At 46.5% G+C, this 23,618-nt stretch carries 19 protein-coding genes and 1 pseudogene; 15 read left to right on the top strand and 5 right to left on the bottom strand.

Going from position 1 to position 23,618, the window contains the following annotated elements:
- Window positions 1-61 precede the first annotated feature (61 nt).
- Together narK and fnr are read left to right on the top strand one after the other, a co-directional pair.
- Window positions 62-1,249 (top strand): nitrate transporter NarK, encoded by a 1,188-nt coding sequence (gene narK, locus NSQ12_RS19770; protein WP_339175440.1) that lies wholly within the window; start codon window positions 62-64, stop codon window positions 1,247-1,249.
- Window positions 1,250-1,347: 98 nt separating this feature from the next.
- Window positions 1,348-2,064 (top strand): fumarate/nitrate reduction transcriptional regulator Fnr, encoded by a 717-nt coding sequence (fnr, locus tag NSQ12_RS19765; protein ID WP_014481215.1) that lies wholly within the window; start codon window positions 1,348-1,350, stop codon window positions 2,062-2,064.
- Window positions 2,065-2,094: 30 nt separating this feature from the next.
- Here fnr and NSQ12_RS19760 read toward each other — a convergent pair whose 3' ends face one another.
- A complete protein-coding gene (locus tag NSQ12_RS19760; RefSeq protein ID WP_339175437.1) occupies window positions 2,095-2,814 on the bottom strand; it encodes a YwiC-like family protein in 720 nt (239 codons plus the stop codon).
- Between the two features lie 143 nt (window positions 2,815-2,957).
- On the opposite strand from NSQ12_RS19760, the gene arfM reads away from it, so the two are divergent.
- From arfM to NSQ12_RS19715, 9 genes and pseudogenes are all read left to right on the top strand, one after another.
- Window positions 2,958-3,434 carry a Crp/Fnr family transcriptional regulator ArfM gene (arfM, locus tag NSQ12_RS19755; RefSeq protein ID WP_339175435.1) on the top strand — a complete coding sequence of 159 codons (477 nt, stop codon included), beginning with the start codon at window positions 2,958-2,960 and terminating at the stop codon, window positions 3,432-3,434.
- A gap of 218 nt (window positions 3,435-3,652) precedes the next feature.
- Entirely contained in the window at window positions 3,653-7,339 is a 3,687-nt protein-coding gene (locus NSQ12_RS19750) for a nitrate reductase subunit alpha (protein ID WP_339175433.1), read from the top strand.
- Window positions 7,329-8,792, top strand: coding sequence for a nitrate reductase subunit beta (gene narH, locus NSQ12_RS19745; RefSeq protein ID WP_339175431.1), 1,464 nt, complete (start codon window positions 7,329-7,331; stop codon window positions 8,790-8,792). The genes NSQ12_RS19750 and narH overlap by 11 nt, the downstream gene beginning before the upstream one ends.
- Before the next feature lie 25 nt (window positions 8,793-8,817).
- Window positions 8,818-9,372, top strand: a complete 555-nt coding sequence (narJ, locus tag NSQ12_RS19740) for a nitrate reductase molybdenum cofactor assembly chaperone (protein ID WP_339175429.1) — start codon at window positions 8,818-8,820, stop codon at window positions 9,370-9,372.
- Window positions 9,369-10,040 carry a respiratory nitrate reductase subunit gamma gene (narI, locus tag NSQ12_RS19735; RefSeq protein ID WP_003242665.1) on the top strand — a complete coding sequence of 224 codons (672 nt, stop codon included), beginning with the start codon at window positions 9,369-9,371 and terminating at the stop codon, window positions 10,038-10,040. The genes narJ and narI overlap by 4 nt, the downstream gene beginning before the upstream one ends.
- A gap of 186 nt (window positions 10,041-10,226) precedes the next feature.
- A pseudogene (locus NSQ12_RS19730) lies at window positions 10,227-10,432 on the top strand (YitT family protein); the annotation flags it as partial.
- A gap of 130 nt (window positions 10,433-10,562) precedes the next feature.
- Entirely contained in the window at window positions 10,563-12,065 is a 1,503-nt protein-coding gene (cls, locus tag NSQ12_RS19725) for a cardiolipin synthase (RefSeq protein WP_041351299.1), read from the top strand.
- An 88-nt stretch (window positions 12,066-12,153) separates the two neighbouring features.
- Complete coding sequence (locus NSQ12_RS19720) at window positions 12,154-13,881, top strand: ABC transporter ATP-binding protein (protein ID WP_339175427.1); 1,728 nt, start codon at window positions 12,154-12,156, stop codon at window positions 13,879-13,881.
- A 9-nt stretch (window positions 13,882-13,890) separates the two neighbouring features.
- The gene (locus NSQ12_RS19715) at window positions 13,891-14,415 is read left to right on the top strand and encodes a dihydrofolate reductase family protein (RefSeq protein WP_339175425.1); all 525 of its coding nucleotides are present in this window, start codon (window positions 13,891-13,893) and stop codon (window positions 14,413-14,415) included.
- A 41-nt stretch (window positions 14,416-14,456) separates the two neighbouring features.
- Here NSQ12_RS19715 and NSQ12_RS19710 read toward each other — a convergent pair whose 3' ends face one another.
- The 3 genes from NSQ12_RS19710 to cls (NSQ12_RS19700) form a co-directional block, all read right to left on the bottom strand.
- Window positions 14,457-14,729 (bottom strand): hypothetical protein, encoded by a 273-nt coding sequence (locus tag NSQ12_RS19710; RefSeq protein ID WP_086344433.1) that lies wholly within the window; start codon window positions 14,727-14,729, stop codon window positions 14,457-14,459.
- 80 nt (window positions 14,730-14,809) lie between these two features.
- The gene (gene uvsE, locus NSQ12_RS19705; protein WP_003227599.1) at window positions 14,810-15,772 is read right to left on the bottom strand and encodes a UV DNA damage repair endonuclease UvsE; all 963 of its coding nucleotides are present in this window, start codon (window positions 15,770-15,772) and stop codon (window positions 14,810-14,812) included.
- Between the two features lie 12 nt (window positions 15,773-15,784).
- On the bottom strand, window positions 15,785-16,981 hold the full coding sequence (gene cls / locus NSQ12_RS19700; protein WP_339175423.1) for a cardiolipin synthase: 1,197 nt from the start codon (window positions 16,979-16,981) through the stop codon (window positions 15,785-15,787).
- Between the two features lie 154 nt (window positions 16,982-17,135).
- Here cls (NSQ12_RS19700) and NSQ12_RS19695 point away from each other — a divergent pair, with 154 nt between their 5' ends.
- From NSQ12_RS19695 to pyrG, 4 genes are all read left to right on the top strand, one after another.
- Window positions 17,136-19,253 carry a heterodisulfide reductase-related iron-sulfur binding cluster gene (locus NSQ12_RS19695; protein ID WP_029318706.1) on the top strand — a complete coding sequence of 706 codons (2,118 nt, stop codon included), beginning with the start codon at window positions 17,136-17,138 and terminating at the stop codon, window positions 19,251-19,253.
- Complete coding sequence (gene acdA, locus NSQ12_RS19690; protein ID WP_032722686.1) at window positions 19,250-20,389, top strand: acyl-CoA dehydrogenase AcdA; 1,140 nt, start codon at window positions 19,250-19,252, stop codon at window positions 20,387-20,389. Before NSQ12_RS19695 ends, acdA begins: the two co-directional genes overlap by 4 nt.
- 182 nt (window positions 20,390-20,571) lie before the next feature.
- Window positions 20,572-21,093: a DNA-directed RNA polymerase subunit delta gene (gene rpoE / locus NSQ12_RS19685; protein ID WP_003227609.1), complete on the top strand. Its 522-nt coding sequence runs from the start codon at window positions 20,572-20,574 to the stop codon at window positions 21,091-21,093.
- 241 nt (window positions 21,094-21,334) lie between these two features.
- Window positions 21,335-22,942 carry a CTP synthase (glutamine hydrolyzing) gene (pyrG, locus tag NSQ12_RS19680; RefSeq protein WP_003227612.1) on the top strand — a complete coding sequence of 536 codons (1,608 nt, stop codon included), beginning with the start codon at window positions 21,335-21,337 and terminating at the stop codon, window positions 22,940-22,942.
- 81 nt (window positions 22,943-23,023) lie between these two features.
- On the opposite strand, the gene NSQ12_RS19675 is transcribed toward pyrG, so the two are convergent.
- Complete coding sequence (locus tag NSQ12_RS19675; RefSeq protein WP_014481199.1) at window positions 23,024-23,545, bottom strand: DUF2529 domain-containing protein; 522 nt, start codon at window positions 23,543-23,545, stop codon at window positions 23,024-23,026.
- Between the last annotated feature and the right edge of the window lie 73 nt (window positions 23,546-23,618).

Below are 23,618 nucleotides of genomic sequence, written 5' to 3'. Positions count from 1 at the left end.
CTGTTTGCCGAGTTTTTGTATGATAAGACTGATTATTGAATCATTGAAAGGGGCAAGCCAAATGATCAACCGTCAACACATTCAATTATCGTTACAGTCATTAAGCTTGGTGGCAGGGTTTATGGTTTGGGTGCTGATTTCATCACTCATTTCCCAAATCACATTAGATATTCATTTAAGCAAGGGTGAGATTTCTTTGGTGACGGCGATTCCTGTGATCCTCGGGTCGCTTCTCCGCATTCCTTTAGGGTATTTAACGAACAGGTTTGGCGCGCGGCTCATGTTTATGGTCAGCTTCATCCTGCTTTTATTTCCTGTATTTTGGATCAGTATCGCGGATTCTCTGTTTGATTTAATCGCAGGCGGCTTTTTCTTAGGGATCGGGGGAGCGGTGTTTTCCATTGGGGTGACCTCCCTCCCGAAATATTATCCGAAAGAAAAGCACGGTGTCGTCAATGGGATTTACGGTGCAGGAAATATCGGGACAGCCGTTACGACATTTGCAGCGCCGGTTATCGCTCAAGCCGTCGGGTGGAAATCAACCGTGCAGATGTATCTGGTTTTGCTGGCTGTCTTTGCCTTACTGCACGTATTGTTTGGCGACAGGCATGAGAAGAAGGTCAAAGTTTCTGTTAAGACTCAAATCAAAGCAGTTTACCGAAATCATGTGCTATGGTTTCTGAGCCTGTTTTATTTTATTACGTTCGGTGCCTTTGTCGCCTTCACTATCTATCTGCCGAACTTACTGGTGGAGCATTTTGGGCTGAATCCTGCAGATGCCGGCTTGCGGACGGCTGGCTTTATTGCGGTTTCTACGCTGCTCAGGCCTGCGGGCGGATTCCTGGCTGATAAAATGAGCCCGCTCCGCATCTTGATGTTTGTTTTTGCCGGGCTTACATTATCAGGCATTATCCTATCGTTCTCGCCGACAATCGGCCTTTATACGTTTGGATCATTAACCGTGGCCGTCTGCTCAGGAATAGGAAACGGGACTGTTTTTAAACTGGTGCCTTTCTATTTTTCGAAGCAAGCGGGGATTGCCAATGGGATTGTGTCTGCCATGGGCGGATTAGGCGGCTTTTTTCCTCCGCTCATATTGGCGAGTGTGTTTCAGGCAACAGGCCAGTACGCGATCGGGTTTATGGCGCTTTCAGAGGTGGCGTTAGCCAGTTTTGTCCTTGTCATATGGATGTATTGGCAGGAAAGAATGAAAACACACACGGAGAGAAACAGCCAGAGCATCAACTAACACTGGGGCATTCACAAGATTGTTAGTTTTTTCTGAATGAGTGCAAATCAATTCACGTTACAATAAACACACAACGTGACTTTCTTCGAGGTGAGCTCATGAATTTTCTCTCTGTTCGACCATCTGATAGTGATCTTATTTCCAGCGATCTGCATGAATTGCTGGAATCGATCAGCACGAAAAGAAAAATGGAAAAACACACGTATTTGTTTCGAGAAGGAATGGATGCAGAAGAGCTTTATCTGATTCAATCAGGACTCATTGAAATCGGCAAGCTGACATCTGACGGAAAAGACTTGACGCTTAGAATCTGCCAAAAGCATGATATCGTCGGAGAATTAACACTTTTCACTGAAGAACCGAGGTATATGCTCAGTGCAAAAGTGCTAGAGGATGGCGAGGTGCTCGTCATTAATAAAAATAAGCTGGAAAAAGAATTAATCCAAAACGGCGCTTTGACATTTGAGTTCATGAAATGGATGAGCACGCACCTCCGGAAGATTCAGTCCAAAATCAGGGATCTGCTTCTTCATGGCAAAAAGGGGGCGCTCTATTCCACCCTTATCCGTTTATCAAACAGCTACGGAGTGGAGCGAAGCGACGGCATTCTGATTAACATTGTCCTGACAAATCAGGATTTGGCAAAGTTTTGCGCGGCTGCACGGGAAAGCATCAATCGTATGCTCGGAGATCTCCGCAAAAAAGGGGTTATTTCGATAGACGAATCCGGAAAAATTATTTTGCACAAGCGGGACTATTTACGATGTGAGATTGAGTGTGAAAATTGCCCGCTGGAGATTTGCAATATTGACTGAAAAAACAAGGACAGTGGTGTCCTTGTTTTTTCACCTTGTCATAAAGAGGCACATGACGGCAAGAAAGAAGCAGGCATTCACGATTTCTAGAATGCCAATCGTTTTTACGGGCCAATCCCTTCCATGAAAAAACCATGCCCGCAAGCTGCTCGGGATAAAAGCGAGAAACGCCCATCCTGCTCCGAAAAGAGCGGATAAAAAGGGGAGCAGCAGGTGATATCCCCATGACCAGTATGCAAATGCCCTGTTTTTTCTTTCACGAATCACCGATTTCACATAAAAGGAACTCCCGATAAAAAATAAAGCAGACTGCAAGAAAATAAACCAAGCCCAGCCGTCAAGGGTTCCCATCCCCAGCCAGCAGCTCGCAAACCCGCCCGAACAAAAGAACAAGACACCTGCAACATCATTCAATAAGGCTCGTTCGTTTTTTCTGCGGGCAAAATACATATGTATGAGAAACAGCGGCAGTAAAGAAACGCCCACCCAGATGAGAGGCGGCTTATGAAAGACCGAGATCATCAAAAAGCAGCAGGCGGGAAAACCGTAATAACACATCCACTTTTGATATGGTTTGCTTTGTTTCTTTTTTAAGGCAAGCGTAACGGGATAAACCGCTAAGTATAGGAAAAGCCAGCCTAGGAAGAGCGGAATATGCCAAATAACGGGGCCTCCCTTGGCCATGCCGAGTAAAAATGGGATCAGCAGCATCGCCCACGCGCCGTGCTGCTTCGGAATCAGCACCTTCATCGAAATCCTCCTTTTTTCTTTCATTATAAATGCAGTCACCCTCCTGATAAGTGACATTCATCATACAGGCTGTGAAATACATCACTGCTGTACAGGCTCAGTCGAGCTACACTAAAGCTACCCTTAGCACAGGAGGTTTTCCTATGAATCAGTGTGACTATTTATTATTTCTGAAACAACTTCCTATGTTTAATGAAGTGCCTCTATCCATTGTCGAAACCTTGCTGAAAAACGGCACGTTTATCCGCGGCTCATGTGATCAGTCTCCATCTTTTCTTCATTCTCAATCTGTTTATATTGTATTAAAAGGCAGTGTCCGTTTCATGGACACGAGGCTCCCTGAAGGGTCGAAAACCGTTGCGCTGTGGGAAAAAGGGGATGTGTTTCCGATTGATGAAAAAGGCGGGCTTTATTTATCGCCCTTTATCTCAGTCAGTGCCACTTCAGACATTCTGATTCTCAACATCCCATATTACATATTTAAGAAAATGATGTCTTATCATCCGCAGCTGCAAATGAACTTTTTGGCTATGCTTCAGCAAAATGTTTTTTGTTCCTATCAATTATTTTTGCGGTATTTGCATACATCACAGGATGAAAACGCTGAGCCCGGTTCTTAAATAGAGCCGGTTTTTTTTGATCTTTGAATGAAAGGCAGCTAATGACCCAAGCGTTCTGCCTGAACTCAGCCTTCCTCACATCTTGTGAAAATCCTTCCTTCTCCTTTGTGTGAACATTTTGTGAAAAAAGCAGAGTGTGTGACATAGTTCACAAGGAAACACGCTGTCTCTGTTTATAGTGAACTTAGCATCACCTGACTCGGAAGGAGTGAACTCTCATGAAGAAAAAGAAAAGGAGTCCGTTGTTTAGGAGATTGAATTATTTCTCTCCTATCGAACACCATTCAAATAAACATAGCCAAACCACCCGCGAAGATCGCGATTGGGAGAATGTATACAGAAACAGATGGCAGTACGACAAAGTCGTTCGCTCCACCCACGGCGTTAACTGTACAGGGTCTTGCAGCTGGAATATTTATGTGAAAAACGGAATTGTCACGTGGGAAGGGCAAAATTTAAATTATCCATCAACAGGCCCGGATATGCCTGATTTTGAACCGAGAGGCTGCCCGCGGGGGGCCAGTTTTTCATGGTATATCTACAGCCCGCTGCGTGTGAAATATCCATACGTGCGCGGTGTGCTGATCAATTTGTGGCGGGAGGCATTGCAGACGCATCAAAATCCATTGGAAGCCTGGAAATCGATCGTTGAAAACCCTGAAAAAGCGAAGTCTTATAAACAGGCGAGAGGGAAAGGCGGTTTTGTGCGCGCTGAATGGCCGGAGGTGCTGAAGCTGATTTCAGCCTCTCTGCTGTATACAGTGATGAAATACGGACCTGACCGAAACGTCGGTTTTTCTCCGATTCCGGCCATGTCCATGATCAGCCATGCATCAGGCTCCCGGTTTATGTCGTTAATCGGAGGCCCTATGCTCAGTTTTTATGACTGGTATGCGGATCTTCCACCAGCATCCCCGCAAATTTGGGGTGACCAGACGGACGTTCCGGAAAGCAGTGATTGGTACAATTCCGGCTATATTATCACATGGGGCTCCAACGTTCCGTTAACGAGAACGCCTGACGCGCATTTTTTGGCGGAGGCCCGCTATAAAGGCGCTAAGGTCATTTCGATCAGTCCGGATTTTGCGGAATCCTCAAAGTTCGCGGATGACTGGCTGAGTATTCGCCAAGGGACTGACGGGGCGCTTGCGATGGCGATGGGTCACGTCATTCTGCAGGAATTTTACGTGAACCAAGAAACTGAACGTTTTATTGAGTACGCGAAGCAATACACTGATTTTCCATTTCTCGTCACCTTGTCAAAAGAAAATGGCGTATACACAGCGGGACGGTTTCTGCATGCGAAGGACATCGGGCGGAAGACAAAGCATGATCAGTGGAAGCCTGCGGTTTGGGATGAACGAACAAGTTCATTTGCCATACCCCAAGGGACAATGGGCTCGCGCTGGGACGGGCAGCAGAAATGGAACCTGCACATGATTGATGAAGAAACCGGGGAACCGATTGAACCCCGTCTCTCTGTGCTGGGAATAGAGGACGAAATCGGCACGGTGCGCATCCCGTATTTTTCAAATGACGGAAACAAAGTGCTCGAGCGGGATCTTCCTATTAAAAAAATGAACCTGAACGGTGAAGAAACATACATCACGACCGTGTTTGACTTGATACTGGCTAACTACGGCGTGAACCGGGGCATCGGCGAACGATCGGCTGTCTCCTATGATGATCCTGAGCCGTTTACGCCTGCCTGGCAGGAACAAATGACAGGAATCAAAAAAGAAGCTGTCGTTAAGATTGCCAGAGAGTTTGCCCAAAATGCGATCGATACAGACGGCCGATCCATGATTATCGTAGGGGCCGGCATTAACCACTGGTTCAACTCCGACACGATCTACCGAGCGGTGTTAAATCTTGTTTTACTTGTAGGCGCCCAAGGCGTAAACGGCGGAGGCTGGGCCCATTACGTGGGGCAGGAAAAGCTCCGACCTGCTGAAGGGTGGCAGACGATTGCAACTGCAAAGGACTGGGAGGGCGTGCCTAAGCTGCAAAACGGCACCTCATTTTTCTACTTTGCGACAGATCAGTGGCGTTATGAGGACCAGCCGATCAGTGATTTGGCATCGCCGATTGCTGCGTCATCCCGCTACAAGCACCACGCTGATTACAATGTGCTGGCCGCGCGGCTGGGGTGGCTTCCGTCTTACCCGACTTTCAATCAAAATGGCATCGATCTGTATAAAGAAGCTGAAAAAGCAGGGGCAGCAACACCCGAAGACGTTGGTGCGTACGTGGCCTCACAGCTCCAAAAGAAAAAACTGAAATTCGCGATTGAAGATCCTGATAATGAAGTGAATTTCCCAAGAAATCTTTTCGTATGGCGGGCAAATCTGATCTCAAGCTCAGGAAAAGGGCATGAATATTTTCTCAAGCATTTGCTGGGGACGACAAACGGCTTGATGAATGACGACAGCGACAGCATCCGCCCTGAAGAAATCAAATGGCGGGAGCAGGCGCCGGAAGGAAAGCTCGACTTGTTAATCAATCTTGACTTCCGAATGGCCGGTACGGCGCTGTATTCCGATATCGTGCTGCCGGCGGCGACATGGTATGAAAAACACGATCTCAGCAGCACGGATATGCATCCGTTCATTCATCCATTTGCTCCTGCGATCTCGGCTCCGTGGGAATCGAAGTCAGACTGGGATATTTTCAAGGCGCTGTCAAAAGCCGTTTCCGATCTGGCAGAAGAAGTCGATATGGAGCCCGTGAAAGAAGTGGTTGCGACGCCGCTCCTCCACGACACCATGCAGGAATTGGCCCAGCCATTCGGCAAAATCAATGACTGGAGCAAAGGCGAATGTGAAGCCATTCCGGGAAAAACGATGCCGAACATCCAAGTCGTTGAACGGGATTACAAACACATTTTTCATAAAATGACTGCACTTGGTCCGAACGTTGCTTTAAAGCCGAGCGGAACAAAAGGGATGAGCTGGTCAATAGCCGATGAATATGAATCACTCAAACAGAGATTGGGAGAAATCACCTCGGACAGTGTCGCAAAGGGATGTCCAAATATAAGTGAAGCAAAGCAGGCAGCAGAAGCGATTTTAACCCTATCATCCACTTCGAATGGAAAGGTCGCCGTCAAAGCATGGGAATCACTTGAAAACATCACGAACCTGAAGCTGAAAGATCTGGCGGAAGAACGCGAGGAAGAATGCTTTACGTTCGAACAAATTACAGCCCAGCCGAAAACGGTGATCACGTCTCCAGCGTTTTCCGGCTCTGAAAAAGGCGGTCGCAGGTATTCGCCGTTTACAACGAATGTTGAAAAATTAATTCCGTGGCGGACGCTGACAGGCAGACAATCCTACTATGTCGATCATGAACTGATGATGGAATTCGGTGAAACGATGGCGACATTCAAACCGATCCTCCAGCATCGCCCGTTTCTGAGCAAGCGGCCTGATCAAGAGGGAAAAGAAATCGTCCTCAATTATTTGACGCCGCATAATAAATGGTCTGTCCACAGCATGTATTTTGATTCTCTGCCGATGCTGACTCTGTTCCGCGGCGGGCCGACCGTGTGGATGAATAAAGATGATGCAGAGGACACGGATATCAAAGACAACGATTGGATTGAATGCTTTAACCGAAACGGTGTTGTCGTCGCGAGAGCGGTTTTGTCTCATCGGATTCCTAAAGGAATGGCGTTTATGCACCATGCCCAGGACCGCCACATCAACGTGCCCGGCACAAAGCTGACGAATAACCGCGGAGGCACCCATAACAGCCCGACAAGGATTCACGTCAAGCCGACACAGATGATCGGTGGCTACGCCCAGCTCAGCTACGGCTTTAATTATTACGGTCCAACGGGGAATCAGCGCGACCTGAACGTCGTCATCCGCAAGCTGAAGGAGGTCGATTGGCTTGAAGATTAAAGCGCAAATCGGTATGGTCATGAACTTGGATAAATGCATCGGCTGCCACACGTGCAGCGTCACCTGTAAAAACACGTGGACAAACCGTTCCGGTGCGGAATATATGTACTTCAATAATGTAGAAACAAAGCCGGGCATCGGCTACCCGAAGCAATGGGAGGACCAGGACAAATATAAAGGCGGCTGGACATTGAAAAAAGGAAAGCTCGAGTTGAAATCGGGCTCGAAAACCAATCGGCTTGCAGGCCTTTTCTATAATCCGAATCAGCCGTCGATTGATGATTACTATGAGCCCTGGAACTATGATTATGAAACATTAACGAACAGCCCGCAGAAAAAACACCAGCCGGTAGCACGCCCGAAATCGTCCTTAACGGGGGATTTTATGAATATCGAATGGGGACCGAACTGGGAGGATGATCTCGCGGGCGGCCACATAACGGGACTTGAAGATCCCAACGTACAAAAGATGGAGGAATCGATCAAAACAGAATTCGATGAGGTCTTTATGATGTATTTGCCCCGTATTTGCGAGCACTGCATCAACCCGGCGTGCGTCTCATCCTGTCCATCCGGCGCCATGTACAAACGCGAGGAGGACGGCATTGTGCTTGTGGATCAAAACGCATGCCGTTCATGGAGATATTGCGTCTCATCCTGTCCTTATAAAAAAGTCTATTTTAACTGGCAAACGAACAAAGCGGAAAAATGCACACTCTGCTTTCCGCGTTTGGAGGCGGGACTGCCAACCATCTGCTCTGAGACGTGTGTTGGCAGAATCCGCTACCTCGGCGTCATGCTGTATGACGCGGACAAAGTGGAGGAAGCGGCATCTGTTGAAAATGAAAAGGATCTCTACCATTCACAATTGGACGTTTTTCTTGACCCAAATGATCCTGAGGTTGCCAAGCTGGCAAAAGAACAAGGCATTCCGTCTGATTGGATAGAGGCTGCGCAGCAATCGCCGATCTATAAAATGATCATTGACTGGAAGATTGCGCTGCCGCTTCACCCAGAGTACCGCACGCTGCCAATGGTGTGGTACATTCCGCCGCTCAGTCCGATTATGAATCTCTTTGAAGGAAAAGGCAGCCGGCAATCCGCAGAAGATATTTTTCCGGCTATCGACCAAATGAGAATCCCGATTGATTATTTGGCGCAGCTGTTAACAGCCGGTGATACGGATCATATTCGGTCAACGTTAAAGAAAATGTCTGTCATGCGCCAGTATATGAGAGCGAACCAGACGAATAAATCAATCGACCCGGAACTGATCTCCAGTGTCGGCTTAACAGAACAGCAAATTGAAGATATGTATCGGCTGCTTGCGATTGCCAAATATGATGACCGCTTTGTGATACCGAGCAGTCATCGAGAAGAAGTTTCAGATTTATATGCTGAACAAGGGAGCTGCGGCTTATCATTTTCAGGCGGCCCCGGCTCCTGTTTCTAACTTTTGATAAATGAGGTGTAACAAGATGAACACCACAGACCGGCAAATGACGTTCTCCGCTCTTTCCTCTCTTCTCTCTTATCCGGATGAAGAGTGGAGAGCCGAGATTCCCGAATGGAAGGCTCTTATCCATGAAATCGGCAACCGGCAAATCCGAGAGAAGCTGCTGCACTTTTTCGAGGCGTCAGCCAGCTTTTCACCGGAAGCGCTGATTGAACACTATGTCTATACGTTCGACTTTGGAAAAAAAACAAATATGTATGTCACCTACTTTAACTCGGGCGAGCAAAGGGAACGCGGCGTTGAATTGCTGCATTTAAAAAACACATACGAGCAATCCGGTTTCCTGCCGACAGAGAAAGAGCTGCCTGATTATCTGCCGCTGATGCTGGAATTTGCTGCGGCTGCAGAAATTGAAGCAGCGAGAAGCGTGTTTGAGAAATATCTGTCCAATGTGAGGGAGCTGGCATCCCGTCTCGAAAAAAATGACAGTATATACGCTGAACTGCTGCACGTGCTGCTGGCCGCGCTTGAAACCATCGGCGTACGTGAAAGCGTTGAAGGGGCTGTTCAGGCATGAGCGGGCAGATCCTCTGGGGTATTATGCCATACATTGTATTGACGATCTTTATCGGCGGCCATATTTACCGCTACCAGCATGACCAATTTGGCTGGACGGCGAAATCAAGCGAGCTGTTAGAAAAGAAAAAACTTGCGGCGGGCAGCACACTTTTTCACTGGGGACTGCTGTGCGTTGTCGGCGGGCATGTCATGGGGATTCTGATCCCAGAAGGCGTGTATGCTTCCCTTGGCATTTCAGAGCATATGTATCACAAAATGGCGATTGGCGCTGGCTTGCCGGCGGGCATTGCGGCATGTACCGGACTTGTCATCCTGACGTACAGAAGGCTGTTTGACAAAAGAATCCGCAAAACGAGCTCGCCATCCGATATCCTTACGCTCCTCCTGCTGCTGTTCATGATGCTGTCAGGCGTTGCGGCCACGTTTCTCAACATTGATTCGAAAGGATTTGATTACCGGACCACAGTCGGGCCCTGGTTCAGGGAAATCGTTTTGTTCAGGCCTGACGCCTCTTTGATGGAGAGTGTCCCGCTATGGTTTAAGTTTCATATTGTGATAGGATACGTCGTTTTTATCCTGTGGCCGTTTACGAGATTGGTTCATGTGTTCAGTCTGCCGCTCAAGTATCTGACCCGCAGCTACGTTGTATATCGGAAACGCTCGTGAAAATCCCCCTTGCAAGAGGGGGATTTTTTTATCTTGATGAAAACATAAGATATCTTCTGCCAAGGTAATGGCTGGGCGGCCGGGAATCCTATTGTGTTTGTATTTGGAAAAAACATCAAGAATAAAACGGATTTTACTCATTTTAAACCGGCGGAACAGCAGATTATTATCCAGCCTGACTAACTCCTTATTTTCTTTCTGATCAATATCCCGTTTTATATATTTTCTCTCATCAGAATGGGTATCAAATTTACTCTATCCACCGTATTTGCAGTCACAGCACCGCCTTCTTTTCGGCGCTTGCCGGAGTGCTGAGCGGGTTCGGCCTGCCGCTCATGTTGTCACTCGGCGTTGCCAATAGTCTTGCTTTATTTCTGCAGAAACGATGCGGATGAATTCCGTGACAGTTAGTTTTCTCTAAACCTCTCCTCCTTTGGCGGAGAGGTTTTTTGCTTACAAGGTTTATCGGTTAGAAAAAAGAGGTAATACAGAGGTAATTGAATCAGATTGGAGAGAATCAGGATGCTGAAAAGGAGACTGGAATTTTTCTTTTTATATATGATGCTCATCGGGGCATATGTCATCTGGTTTTTTCCGGTTTCCAGGCTTGAGTTTTACGGAGGATTGCTTTGCTATATAAGCATTATTTTGTTCAGCATCTATTCATTAATTCTTGAAAACCGCACCTCGCAGCACACGCTGCTATGGATACATATTCTTGTCTTTTTTCCAATCGTCGGCTACGTGTTTTATCTGTTTTCGGGACAGCTTTATGTAAAGGGAAAGCTGTTTAAGACAAAACGAATGTACAACAGGGAAAAGCTCAGGAAGCTGTTTGACAAGGAGGAAACGCCCGAAGTGACAGGGCTGAAGGACAATCAAGAGAGGTTCTTTACATATTCCATCAGGGCTGCCCATATGAATATCAATACGAAAAGCAACATCAAAGTGCTGAAAAACGGCGAAGAAACCTTCCCGGACATTTTCAAAGCAATGAGAAAAGCGGAATCTTACATACATATTGAATACTACATGTTTAAATCAGACATGCTCGGACACGGCATGATGGATATTATGATGGAGAAAGCGCGCCAAGGTGTCGAGGTGAGGTTTTTATACGATGCGGCAGGAAGCATGAAGCTGGCAAGAAGAGATATTATGAGAATGAAACAAGCGGGGGTGGACATCGTCCCGTTTTCTCCGCTGAAATACGGGTTTTTCAACCAGAAGCTGAATTTCAGAAATCACCGGAAAATCGTGATCATCGATGGGAAAACCGGTTTTGTGGGTGGATTAAATGTTGGGAAGGAATATATCAGCAGAGATCCGTACATCGGATTTTGGAGAGATACACACCTGCGGCTTGAGGGGGAAATTGTGCAAACGCTCCACGCTATCTTTATGCTGGATTGGGAATACGTCTCCAATGAAGTGTTAATTGATCAAGAGGAGTACAATACCCCGGTTCCCGTGGAAGGAGGAGGCATTTATCAAATTGTCGCGACAGGCCCTGACATGAAGGAAAGCATGAGCGATCTTTATTATGAAATGATTTCTTCAGCGCAGAAATCAATATGGATCGCCACGCCCTATTTTGTCCCCAATGAATCCATTCGCACGGCGCTAAAAGCAGCGGCGACAAAGGGGGTAGAGGTAAGGGTTATGGTGCCGGAGAAGAACGACAGCTTTTTGACCCAATACGCGTCGAGGTCCTATTTCCCGGAGCTGCTCCTTGAGGGCATTGAAGTGTACTCCTACCAAAAAGGCTTCATGCATCAAAAAGTCATGATCATTGATGGCGATCTCGCCTCCGTCGGTACCGCGAATATGGACATGCGCAGCTTTCAGCTCAACTTTGAAGTGAATGTGTTCTTCACGGATGCCGAAGCGATCCGAACCCTTGAGGCCCATTTTGAAGAAGATATGCAGGAAAGTGAAAAGCTCAGCCCTGTCGGCTTTTATAAAAGAGGCGTGGCTGACCGGACAAAAGAGTCATTTGCCCGCCTGTTTTCTGGTGTTCTGTAAGAAAAAAGAAATCTGATCTTTCAAAACAGCCCGTGTATAGTATAATTGAGAAATATTATCAGTTATTTATACATTGGGGGAAGATAGGGTGCTGCGGCAATTTTTTTCATATTATAAACCATATAAAACGTTGTTCTTTCTCGACTTTTTCTCAGCGATCGCGGGAGGTTTAATGGAGCTGAGTTTTCCTTTGATCGTCAATTATTTTATTGATACCTTGCTGCCGGGCAGGGACTGGGGGCTGATCATCGCGACCTCAATCGGGTTATTTGCGGTGTACGCGCTCAGCTCGGCTCTTCAGTATATCGTGACCTACTGGGGACACATGCTTGGTATCAATATTGAGACTGATATGAGAAAGTCGCTTTTTGACCATTTGCAAAAGCTCTCGTTCAAATTTTACGACAACAACAAGACGGGAACGCTGATGTCGAAGCTCACGAACGATTTAATGTATATCGGTGAAGTCGCCCATCACGGTCCGGAAGACTTATTCATTGCGGTCATGACCATTCTCGGGGCGTTCGGAGTGATGCTGTTTATTAACTGGCAGCTTGCTTTATTAACGTTTATCATTATGCCGATCGTCATTTGGCTAGCGCTTTATTTCAACAAAAAAATGACCAAAGCATTTACCACGCTGAACAAGGATATCGGAGACTTCAGCGCGCGTGTAGAAAATAACATCGGCGGCATCCGGCTTGTGCAGGCGTTCGGAAATGAAGCATTTGAAAAAGAACGCTTCGCCGTCAACAACCAGCGTTTTCGTGTCACAAAGCTTTCTTCCTACAAAATCATGGCAAAAAACGGTTCAATCAGCTATATGCTGACCCGGTTTGTCACGCTGTTTGTCCTTTTGTGCGGGACGTGGTTTGTCATTCGCGGCTCCTTATCGTACGGGGAATTTGTGGCGTTTGTGCTCCTGACGAATGTGCTGTTCAGGCCTATTGACAAAATTAATGCCATTATCGAAATGTATCCGAGGGGGATCGCGGGTTTCAAAAGCTATATGGAGCTCATGGAGACAGAGCCGGATATTCAGGACTCGCCTGATGCGAAAGATGTTTCCGGCCTGAAGGGCAATATCCACTATAAACATGTTTCGTTTGGCTATGATGGCCATCACAATGTCCTCAATGACATCAACCTATCCATTCAAGCGGGGGAAACGGTGGCGTTCGTCGGTCCGTCTGGTGCGGGGAAATCAACGCTTTGCAGTCTGCTTCCGCGTTTTTATGAAGCATCGGAGGGAGACATTACGATTGACGGCATCAGTATAAAAGACATGACGCTTTCTTCGTTGCGCGGGCAGATTGGCGTCGTGCAACAGGACGTTTTCTTATTCTCGGGCACGCTTAGAGAAAATATCGCCTACGGCCGACTAGGCGCATCAGAAGAAGACATTTGGCAAGCTGTGAAGCAGGCGCATCTGGAAGAGCTCGTCCATAACATGCCCGATGGGTTGGATACTATGATTGGCGAACGCGGCGTGAAGCTTTCCGGCGGGCAAAAACAGCGTCTGTCAATTGCAAGGATGTTCTTGAAAAATCCGTCGATCTTGATTCTCGACGAAGCCACCTCAGCTCTTGATACAGAGACGGAAGCGGCGATCCAAAAGGCGCTTCAAGAGTTGTCTGAGGGGCGTACGACGCTTGTCATCGCCCACAGGCTGGCAACGATCAAAGACGCGGACAGAATTGTAGTCGTCACAAACAACGGTATTGAAGAACAAGGCCGTCATCAAGACCTGATCGAAGCCGGAGGCCTATACAGCAGGCTGCATCAAGCGCAATTCGGGCAAATGGTGCATCGATAGGAGGAGAACATGGAAAGAAAAACTGTGCTGTACATTGCTGTTTCATTGGACGGGATGATCGCAAAAGAAGATGGAAGCATCGATTGGCTGGATGAATTTGAAGGTGAGGGTGACAACGGTTACAGTGATTTTTATCAGACTGTTGATACAGTCATTTTAGGGCGGAGCACATATGAGCACGTTAAAGTGCTAACACCGGTTTTCCCGTATCAGGATAAAACCTGCTATGTTTTTACAGGATCGCCCGACAGTTATCAAGATGAACATGTGACGTTTATCAATGAGGGAGCCAGAGCCTTCACTGCCCGTTTGAAACAGGAAAAAGGCTCAAACATCTGGGTAGCTGGCGGGGCAGAGCTGGTGAATGCCTTTATGAAAGAAGATGCCATCGACGAATTCATCATCACTGTTATTCCCGTCGTATTAGGAAGCGGCATCCCGCTGTTTCACGAACTAACAAATGAAACAAAACTGCGGTTAAAAGGGACAAAACAATTTGGACAAGCGGTTCAGCTCCATTATGTAAGAGCATAAGAAAAAGGATAGACAGATGTCTATCCTTTTTTGTATGTAAGTTAGAGCGCTTCTCTCTCAGCAGGCTCGATGAAATTTTGGAATTTTTCAATGAGCTGTGATGCTTTTGTTCCTTCAACTACGATTAGATATTCCTTTTCATTATGAGCCATGCGGAACGTTTCAAGCTCAATTAAGCTTTTGATTTTGCACATCGTTTTCTTTGAATAAATATAAACCTCGTGGCTTCCGGAATGGCACATTTTATAAAGATGAATCAAATTTCTTAAAGTAAAGGCCTGTGCGGCTACTTTCAGAGACTTGATATTTTTCATGATCTTTCTCCTCCATCGATTGTTGTCTTATATAGCCTAAGTTCCCAAAGCTGACAAGTCGTAAACCTATTTTTGCCCATTTATGACTTCCATTGCAGCGCACCGCCCCCGATGCGTTTGACACCGCGGATGGAGCTTAATTCATCCATCAAGCGGAGAAGCGCCTTGTCTTTCTGCTTTGCTTCAATCATGAAATCAATATTCGTTCCCCATTGCCTAAAGCGTTCCAACAGCGGCAGCAAAAAGTTGGCGTCAACATAATCGGCATGGCTGCGTATCGCTTGCTCCGATTTTGGGGAAGACAAGTGAACCTTTGGCTGAAGGCCGATCCGCTCCCACGTTTTGATCATGCGGGGCAGTGCTACATTCAGGTCGGCGTGATCGTCTGGATTGGCGTAAAAATGATGAAAGTCAAAGACAAACGGAACATCCTCCTGCTCACAGACCTGAAGCGTTTCTTCTGTTGTATATGTTTTATCATCATTTTCAAGTGTCATCCGCTCTTTGATCTCCTGCGGCAGCTGTTTTATATTTTGATGAAATTGTGCAGTGGCGGTGTCTTTATTTCCGTAAGCGCCGCCAATATGAATGTTGATAACGGAGCGATCAGCAATGCCCATGGCCTCAAGCATGCGGTAGTGATACGCCATATCGGTTACCGCATTTTTTGTGACGGATTCCTTCGGGCTCGTAAACAGAGTGAATTGATTTGGATGAAAGCTTGTTCGCAGTTGATGTGTTTTAACAAGCTCTCCAATCTCCCGAAACTCTTTTTGAAACGGTGTTACAAAATCCCACATCACGTCGGGATGCGTAGCCAGCGGCACAATCGAACTGGAAAAACGGTACAAAGGAATGCCGTGGCCGATGATATAGTGAAGGGTTCTCATCGTATTGCGCAAATTGGCTTTTGTCACAGTCAGAAGCGCTTCTTTTCTTTCAGTCTTTGAAAGCTTTGAATACCGCGCGAATGTCAATGTTTTAGCGGGAGACGCATCCCAAAGGCTCATCGCATTTGAAACGAACCCGAATCTGAAAATCATAGGAACTCTCCTTTATAAGAAATAAGATAATGCCCTGCCGAGCCATTCCGCCGGGCGCTGCCTGAATGTGCGCTTGCTGAAATCCTCCATCGTCAGCAGCTCCGACTTTTTCATATCCTCCTCAATCGTGGCATAGACTTCACTTGTAAACGCTTCGTCATCAATTTCGACATTCACCTCTTCATTTAAAAACAGGCTCCGTTTATCGAAGTTGGCTGTTCCGATTATGCTGAGATGGTCGTCTATGATGAGGGCTTTTACATGATAAAATCCTTGATAATAACGATAAATAAGACAGCCGGCATCCAAGAGCTCCGAATAATACGTAAAAGCTGCTTCTCGTACCAGCGGATGGTCTGATTTCATCGGTACAATGATTCTCACGGATACGCCGTTTTTTCTTGCATTAATAAGGGCCTCTTGAAGCGGTTTTGATGGAATGTAATAAGGCGTGCAAACCGTAAGGCGATTCTTCGCTTGTGCAATGTTGGCCAAGTATATGTTTTCAAGGGAATAACCGTCGGTCGCATATATCTTGTGAGAAATAGCCCCTTGCTGAAGCTTTGGCCAAACATCCGAACCCAGTTCGATTCCGGTATTTCGTTTTAGATCAGAAGCAAAAAGCGTTTGAAGATCATGTACGCCTTCTCCCATCATGCGCAGATGATAATCCTCCCAATTGCCGAACTTCGCCTTCTTTCCAAGATATTCTTCGGCGATGTTAAACCCGCCGATATAACCGATTTTTCCGTCTATCACCGTAATCTTCCGGTGATTCCGTTTTTGCATGTGAAAAAAGAAAAAAGGAAAACGGGGACGATTCATCACATGGACATGGACGCCGGCATTTTTCATCGTCTGCAGCGCCGTTTTTTTAATTGCCCGGCAGCCCGCCCAATCCAGAAGCAAATAAACGGATACGCCAGCTTGGGCTTTTGTTTTCAGCAAGGTATACATATTGTGGCTGACCTCATCATTTTTCATAATAAAAAACATCATGTGAACAGAAGAGGCGGCCTGGCGAATATCATTCATCATCCGCTCAACGAGATCAGCGCCGCAGTGGATCAATTCGATGTCACTCTTCTTTTTTGAAAAAACAGGCTCGTACGCCTTTTTTCTGTATCCGGCACGGCCCATGAAGATATCAAGCAGAATCAAGGCAAAGAAAATAACGACAATGATCATAATCACGATAAATACCTTCATACCGGCACTCCTTTCCGTAGTAAAGGTAGTGTGCCCGAACAGCAGGAATTTAATTATTGACTGAACACTCATTCATTATTTATCATAAAGATAATCTTATACAGATTCGGGGGTAGGGGATCGCGGTCTTTATCAGTAAAAAGGGGGAATTGGAATGAGCGGCTTTCTCATCGCAAATGCATTATTATTTCTGATTGTAACCGCTTACGCTGTCTATTTGTTTGTGTACTTGGTCAAAACGAGACTGGCCTACATCAAGCTCGGCCAGAAAGAACAATTTGATCAACGGTTCAAGGAAAGGCTTCACGCCATATGGGTGAATGTATTCGGACAGAAAAAACTGCTCAAGGACAAGAAAAGCGGAATCATTCACGTCATGTTTTTCTACGGATTTATATTGGTTCAGTTCGGAGCAATTGACTTTATCATCAAAGGACTGGCTCCCGGCCGGAATCTGCCGCTTGGCCCGGTCTATCCCGCCTTCACCTTTTTTCAGGAAATTGTTACGTTTCTCATTTTAATTGCTGTTGGGTGGGCATTCTACAGACGTTATATCGAAAAGCTCGTGAGGCTGAAACGCGGTTTCAAAGCCGGACTCGTTCTCATTTTTATCGGAGGATTAATGCTGACCGTTCTGCTTGGGAACGGGATGAATCTGATTTGGCATGAGCATGGGCTTTCTTGGAGCGAGCCAATTGCCTCAGGTATTGCGTTTATGCTTAGCGGTGTCGGGAAAACAGGCGCGGCGGTGATTTTCTATATCGCATGGTGGATCCATCTTCTGTTCTTGCTTAGCTTTTTAGTGTACGTGCCTCAGTCGAAGCATGCCCATTTAATCGCCGGCCCGGCAAACGTCTTTTTCAATCGAATGGAATCTGCCGGAAAACTTGAAAAAATTGATTTTACCGACGAAACGAAAGAAAGCTACGGAGCGGGAAAAATTGAGGATTTCAGACAGTCTCAGCTGCTTGATCTATACGCGTGTGTCGAGTGCGGCCGCTGTACCAATATGTGTCCTGCAACAGGCACCGGAAAAATGCTGTCTCCGATGGACTTGATTTTGCGTCTCAGAGACCATCTCACGGAAAAAGGCGCTGCCGTCACCTCGCGCTCCCCATGGGTGCCCGCAGCAGCGTTTCGGCATACGAGAGGCAATCAGCTGGCTGCGGCGTCAGCGGGCAGCGGATCGCAGGAAGCCGCAGCGGCGCTTGATTACAATCCAAGCTTGATCGGCGACGTCATCACAGAGGAAGAAATTTGGGCATGCACCACTTGCCGGAACTGTGAGGATCAATGCCCGGTCATGAATGAGCACGTGGATAAAATCATCGATCTCCGCCGCTACCTCGTACTGACAGAAGGAAAAATGGACAGTGACGCCCAGCGCGCAATGACTAGTATTGAGCGGCAGGGGAATCCGTGGGGCCTCAACCGCAAGGAACGTGAAAATTGGCGTGACGAGGCGCCGGATGCTGAGATTCCGACTGTAAAAGAAATGAAAAAAGAAGGAAAAGAATTTGAGTACCTTTTCTGGGTAGGCTCCATGGGGTCTTACGACAACAGAAGCCAGAAAATCGCAATTTCCTTTGCTAAGCTGCTTAATCACGCGGGCGTGTCCTTCGCGATCCTCGGCAATAAAGAAAAAAATTCAGGAGACACGCCGCGCCGCCTCGGAAATGAATTTTTGTTCCAAGAGCTGGCTGAGAAGAATATTTCTGAATTTGAAAAAAATGATGTCAAAAAAATCGTTACGATCGATCCTCATGCATACAATTTATTTAAAAACGAATATCCGGATTTCGGATTTGAAGGCGAGGTTTATCATCATACAGAAGTGCTGGCCGAGCTTGTGAAAAACGGAAAATTAAAGCCGCAGCACCCGCTTCATGAGACGATTACCTTCCATGATTCGTGCTATTTGGGCCGGTACAATGAAGTCTATGATCCGCCGAGAGAGATTTTGAAAGCCATTCCGGGCGTGCAGCTTGTTGAAATGGAGAGAAACCGGGAAACCGGCATGTGCTGCGGAGCCGGCGGGGGATTAATGTGGATGGAGGAAGAAACAGGCAACAGGATTAACGTCGCCAGGACAGAGCAAGCGCTCGCAGTCAACCCATCGGTGATCAGTTCCGGCTGTCCGTACTGTCTCACAATGCTTGGGGACGGCACAAAGGCGAAGGAAGCCGAAGACCAAGTCAAAACGTACGACGTCGTCGAGCTTCTGGCTCAATCCGTTTTAGGCGCTGATCTGAAAATGGGGGAGAAGCAATGAATTTTTCATTATCAGAAGAACATGAGATGATACGAAAATTGGTGCGCGATTTTGCGAAGCATGAGGTGGCCCCGACAGCGGCAGAACGGGACGAACAAGAACGCTTCGATCGCGAGCTGTTTCGGGAAATGGCAAATCTGGGGCTGACGGGAATTCCGTGGCCTGAAGATTACGGCGGAATCGGAAGTGACTATTTAGCCTATGTCATCGCGGTGGAGGAACTGTCAAAAGTGTGCGCCTCCACCGGAGTGACGCTTTCCGCCCATATCTCTCTCTGCAGCTGGCCGCTGTTTGCCTTTGGAACAGAGGAGCAGAAGACAGAGTACTTAACACAGCTGGCTCTCGGAGAGAAAATCGGCGCATTCGCTTTGACCGAAGCATGGTCTGGGTCTGACGCCGGCAGCATGAAAACAACTGCTGAACGAATCGGCGATGACTATGTGTTGAATGGTTCAAAAGTGTTTATCACAAACGGCGGCGTTGCTGATATTTACATTGTTTTTGCCGTCACCGATCCCGAGAAAAAGAAAAAAGGCATTACCGCTTTTATAGTAGAAAAGGATTTTGAAGGATTTTTTACAGGCAAGAAAGAAAAGAAGTTAGGCATCCGTTCTTCACCGACAACGGAAATCATGTTCGAAGATTGTGTAGTGCCCGCATCAAAGCGTCTCGGAGAAGAAGGAGAAGGCTTCAAAATCGCGATGAAGACGCTTGACGGAGGCAGAAACGGCATAGCCGCACAAGCCGTGGGCATCGCCCAAGGAGCACTTGATGCGGCACTTCAATATGCAAAAGAGCGAAAGCAATTCGGAAAATCGATCGCCGAGCAGCAGGGCATCGCTTTTAAACTCGCGGATATGGCGACAATGATAGAAGCTTCAAGGCTATTGACCTATCAGGCTGCGTGGTTAGAATCATCGGGCCTTCCATATGGAAAAGCTTCCGCCATGTCCAAACTGATGGCTGGGGATACGGCGATGAAGGTAACGACCGAAGCCGTGCAGATTTTCGGCGGCTACGGCTATACAAAAGATTATCCGGTAGAACGCTATATGCGTGATGCAAAAATCACGCAAATCTATGAAGGCACTCAAGAAATTCAAAGACTGGTCATCTCCAGAATGCTCGCGGATTAACGGAAAACATCTCTCAGTCGGATCACTCTTGTAAAATTATTTAAATTAACGCTGTTAAGGGTAGCATATTCTGTTTTATTTTGTTTATAATGAGAGGTATGGTTTGTATAAGAACGATACAAAATCGCTTTCATTATTGATAAAACAGATACATATAAGTAATAGAAAGGGAGTGTCCGACCTTGGGTATCAAACAATATTCACAGGAAGAGCTAAAGGAAATGGCTTTAGTTGAAATCGCTCACGAATTATTTGAAGAACATAAAAAACCAGTTCCTTTTCAGGAGCTTTTAAATGAAATCGCATCTTTGCTCGGCGTGAAAAAAGAAGAGCTTGGAGACCGCATCGCTCAATTTTATACAGATTTAAACATTGACGGCCGCTTCCTGGCGCTTTCTGACCAGACGTGGGGGCTTCGCAGCTGGTATCCGTATGATCAGCTTGATGAAGAAACTCAGCCGACAGTCAAGGCGAAAAAGAAAAAAGCGAAGAAAGCAGTCGAAGAAGATCTTGATCTTGACGAGTTTGAAGAGATCGACGAAGACGACCTTGATTTGGATGAAGTTGAGGAAGAACTCGATCTTGAAGCCGACGATTTTGACGATGAAGATCTTGATGAAGACGACGATGATCTTGAGATCGAAGAAGATATTATTGATGAAGATGATGAAGACTATGATGATGAAGAAGAGGAAATTAAATAGTATCAGATTTCATCTTCAAAACGATCTTGACTTTCATAGTCGAACTATGTAGTATGTATTTTGGGCTCTTCAAAAACGAAGAGAGAACATAGTACGTTATGCTCCCTTTCAAGAAATTGAAAGGGAGCTTTCTTATTTTCACCCCTCATTTTTCTTATAAATCATTTAAAAGGCTAAATGATTTTTTATAAAATAGTACATTTTAAAAATGTAGCTAAGAGCGAAGAGAGGAGCAAACGAAATGACGAAATATATTTTTGTAACCGGGGGAGTTGTATCCTCACTTGGAAAGGGTATTGTAGCAGCTTCATTAGGGCGTTTGCTGAAAAACCGCGGACTGAACGTGACGATTCAAAAATTCGATCCATACATCAACGTTGACCCGGGAACAATGAGCCCTTACCAGCATGGTGAAGTATTCGTAACGGATGACGGCGCTGAAACAGACTTGGACCTTGGTCACTATGAGCGTTTTATCGACATTAACCTGAATAAATTCAGCAACGTGACAACAGGTAAAATCTATTCAACAGTTCTTAAAAAAGAACGCCGCGGAGATTACCTTGGCGGAACCGTACAGGTCATTCCGCACATCACAAACGAATTGAAAGACCGTGTTTACCGCGCAGGGAAAGAGACAAACGCAGATGTTGTCATTACAGAAATCGGCGGTACTGTCGGAGATATCGAATCACTGCCATTCCTTGAAGCGATCCGCCAAATGAAGAGCGACATCGGCCGTGAAAACGTAATGTACATCCACTGTACGCTTGTACCTTACATTAAAGCTGCTGGCGAATTAAAAACAAAACCGACACAGCACAGCGTAAAAGAATTGCGCAGCTTGGGCATTCAGCCAAACATCATCGTCGTTCGTACAGAAATGCCGATTTCTCAAGATATGAAAGATAAAATCGCGCTATTCTGCGACATCGATACAAAAGCGGTTATTGAATGTGAAGATGCGGACAACCTTTACTCCATTCCGCTGGAGCTTCAAAAACAAGGGCTTGATAAGCTTGTTTGCGAGCACATGAAATTGGCATGCAAAGAAGCGGAAATGTCCGAGTGGAAAGAGCTTGTTAACAAAGTCAGCAATCTGTCTCAAACGATTACAATCGGCCTTGTCGGCAAATACGTTGAGCTTCCTGACGCATACATTTCTGTTGTCGAGTCTCTCCGCCATGCGGGCTATGCGTTTGACACAGATGTAAAAGTGAAGTGGATCAACGCGGAAGAAGTGACAGAAAACAATATCGCAGAACTCACAAGCGGAACAGACGGCATCATTGTGCCGGGCGGATTCGGAGACCGCGGTGTTGAAGGCAAAATCGTCGCGACAAAATACGCGCGCGAAAATAACATTCCGTTCTTGGGCATTTGCTTGGGCATGCAGGTGGCGTCTATTGAATACGCACGAAACGTATTGGGCTTAAAAGGCGCCCACTCAGCGGAAATTGATCCGTCAACTCAATACCCGATCATTGATCTTCTTCCTGAACAAAAGGATGTTGAGGATCTCGGAGGAACGCTTCGTCTCGGCCTTTACCCTTGTAAGCTTGAAGAAGGCACGAAAGCCTTTGAAGTGTATCAGGATGAAGTGGTGTACGAGCGCCACCGCCACCGCTATGAGTTTAACAATGAATTCAGACAGCAAATGGAAGAGCAAGGCTTCGTATTCTCAGGCACAAGCCCTGATGGACGCCTTGTTGAAATCATCGAGCTGAAAGACCACCCTTGGTTCGTGGCTTCTCAGTTCCACCCAGAGTTCAAGTCAAGACCGACAAGACCTCAGCCTCTATTCAAAGGCTTTATCGGAGCGTCTGTCGAAGCTGCAAATCAGAAGTAATAAAAAAGACTTGCCGTTTGTCAAAAGCGGGCAAGTCTTTTTTATTTGTTTCCGGCAAGTTCCAGCATGTACAATGAGATATTATGCATACTCTTGCAGAATTTCTTTTAGTGTAAACGATAAAGCGTGATAGACATACAGTGCTGTCATTAAAGAGGGAAACCCGTAACGGGTGCCGTCTTCGTCGGGAACAAGCGGCATTTTTAATTTAGAATCAATATGGACATCACAATACTGTTCTATTCCCGCACTGTCTTTGGCTGCGGGCGATACGCATACGACTCCCGCACCTTTTTCATAAAGCTCTTTTGCGAGCGCCTGTTCTTCGGCTGTGCCCGTCCCTGAACAAAACATCAGCACCCTGTCGCTTTCTGTCACTTCCTCAGCGCTTTCTGGAAAGGCTTTGACAGATGGGAAGGGTTCTTTGCTTTCGGTGGCCTCAAAAAAGACGCCCTGAAGCTCATTTGCTCCGTATAAATAAATGGAATGCCCGCTGATCACCGCTTGAGCAAGCAGCCGCGCCCCATCTTCAATCGCGTCAGATTCCTTATCCTGAATGCGGGAAAAAATACCTGTTAACTGCGTCGTGAATATTTTCAACATAAGTGAATCCTCCTTTATAACGTACAATATCAGTATACAACAAAAGAGAAAATGCTCAGAAAATGTCGTAAAG

Origin of the sequence: Bacillus sp. PS95, from assembly GCF_037963565.1 — a bacterium.
GTDB lineage: Bacteria > Bacillota > Bacilli > Bacillales > Bacillaceae > Bacillus > Bacillus subtilis.
The sequence above is the reverse complement of the archived record's forward strand: the minus strand, read 5'-3'. Positions and strand labels throughout refer to the sequence as shown.

Bases quoted from the DNA above. Each gene is read 5' to 3' on its own strand.
- NSQ12_RS19715 (WP_339175425.1), top strand. From the start codon at position 13,891: ATGGAAAGAAAAACTGTGCTGTACATTGCTGTTTCATTGGACGGGATG.
- narI (WP_003242665.1), top strand. From the start codon at position 9,369: ATGAGCGGGCAGATCCTCTGGGGTATTATGCCATACATTGTATTGACG.
- acdA (WP_032722686.1), top strand. From the start codon at position 19,250: ATGAATTTTTCATTATCAGAAGAACATGAGATGATACGAAAATTGGTG.
- NSQ12_RS19675 (WP_014481199.1), bottom strand. From the start codon at position 23,545: ATGTTGAAAATATTCACGACGCAGTTAACAGGTATTTTTTCCCGCATT.
- NSQ12_RS19750 (WP_339175433.1), top strand. From the start codon at position 3,653: ATGAAGAAAAAGAAAAGGAGTCCGTTGTTTAGGAGATTGAATTATTTC.
- pyrG (WP_003227612.1), top strand. From the start codon at position 21,335: ATGACGAAATATATTTTTGTAACCGGGGGAGTTGTATCCTCACTTGGA.
- NSQ12_RS19710 (WP_086344433.1), bottom strand. From the start codon at position 14,729: ATGAAAAATATCAAGTCTCTGAAAGTAGCCGCACAGGCCTTTACTTTA.
- cls (WP_041351299.1), top strand. From the start codon at position 10,563: ATGCTGAAAAGGAGACTGGAATTTTTCTTTTTATATATGATGCTCATC.
- cls (WP_339175423.1), bottom strand. From the start codon at position 16,981: ATGAAGGTATTTATCGTGATTATGATCATTGTCGTTATTTTCTTTGCC.
- arfM (WP_339175435.1), top strand. From the start codon at position 2,958: ATGAATCAGTGTGACTATTTATTATTTCTGAAACAACTTCCTATGTTT.
- NSQ12_RS19760 (WP_339175437.1), bottom strand. From the start codon at position 2,814: ATGAAGGTGCTGATTCCGAAGCAGCACGGCGCGTGGGCGATGCTGCTG.
- NSQ12_RS19695 (WP_029318706.1), top strand. From the start codon at position 17,136: ATGAGCGGCTTTCTCATCGCAAATGCATTATTATTTCTGATTGTAACC.
- fnr (WP_014481215.1), top strand. From the start codon at position 1,348: ATGAATTTTCTCTCTGTTCGACCATCTGATAGTGATCTTATTTCCAGC.
- narK (WP_339175440.1), top strand. From the start codon at position 62: ATGATCAACCGTCAACACATTCAATTATCGTTACAGTCATTAAGCTTG.
- uvsE (WP_003227599.1), bottom strand. From the start codon at position 15,772: ATGATTTTCAGATTCGGGTTCGTTTCAAATGCGATGAGCCTTTGGGAT.
- narJ (WP_339175429.1), top strand. From the start codon at position 8,818: ATGAACACCACAGACCGGCAAATGACGTTCTCCGCTCTTTCCTCTCTT.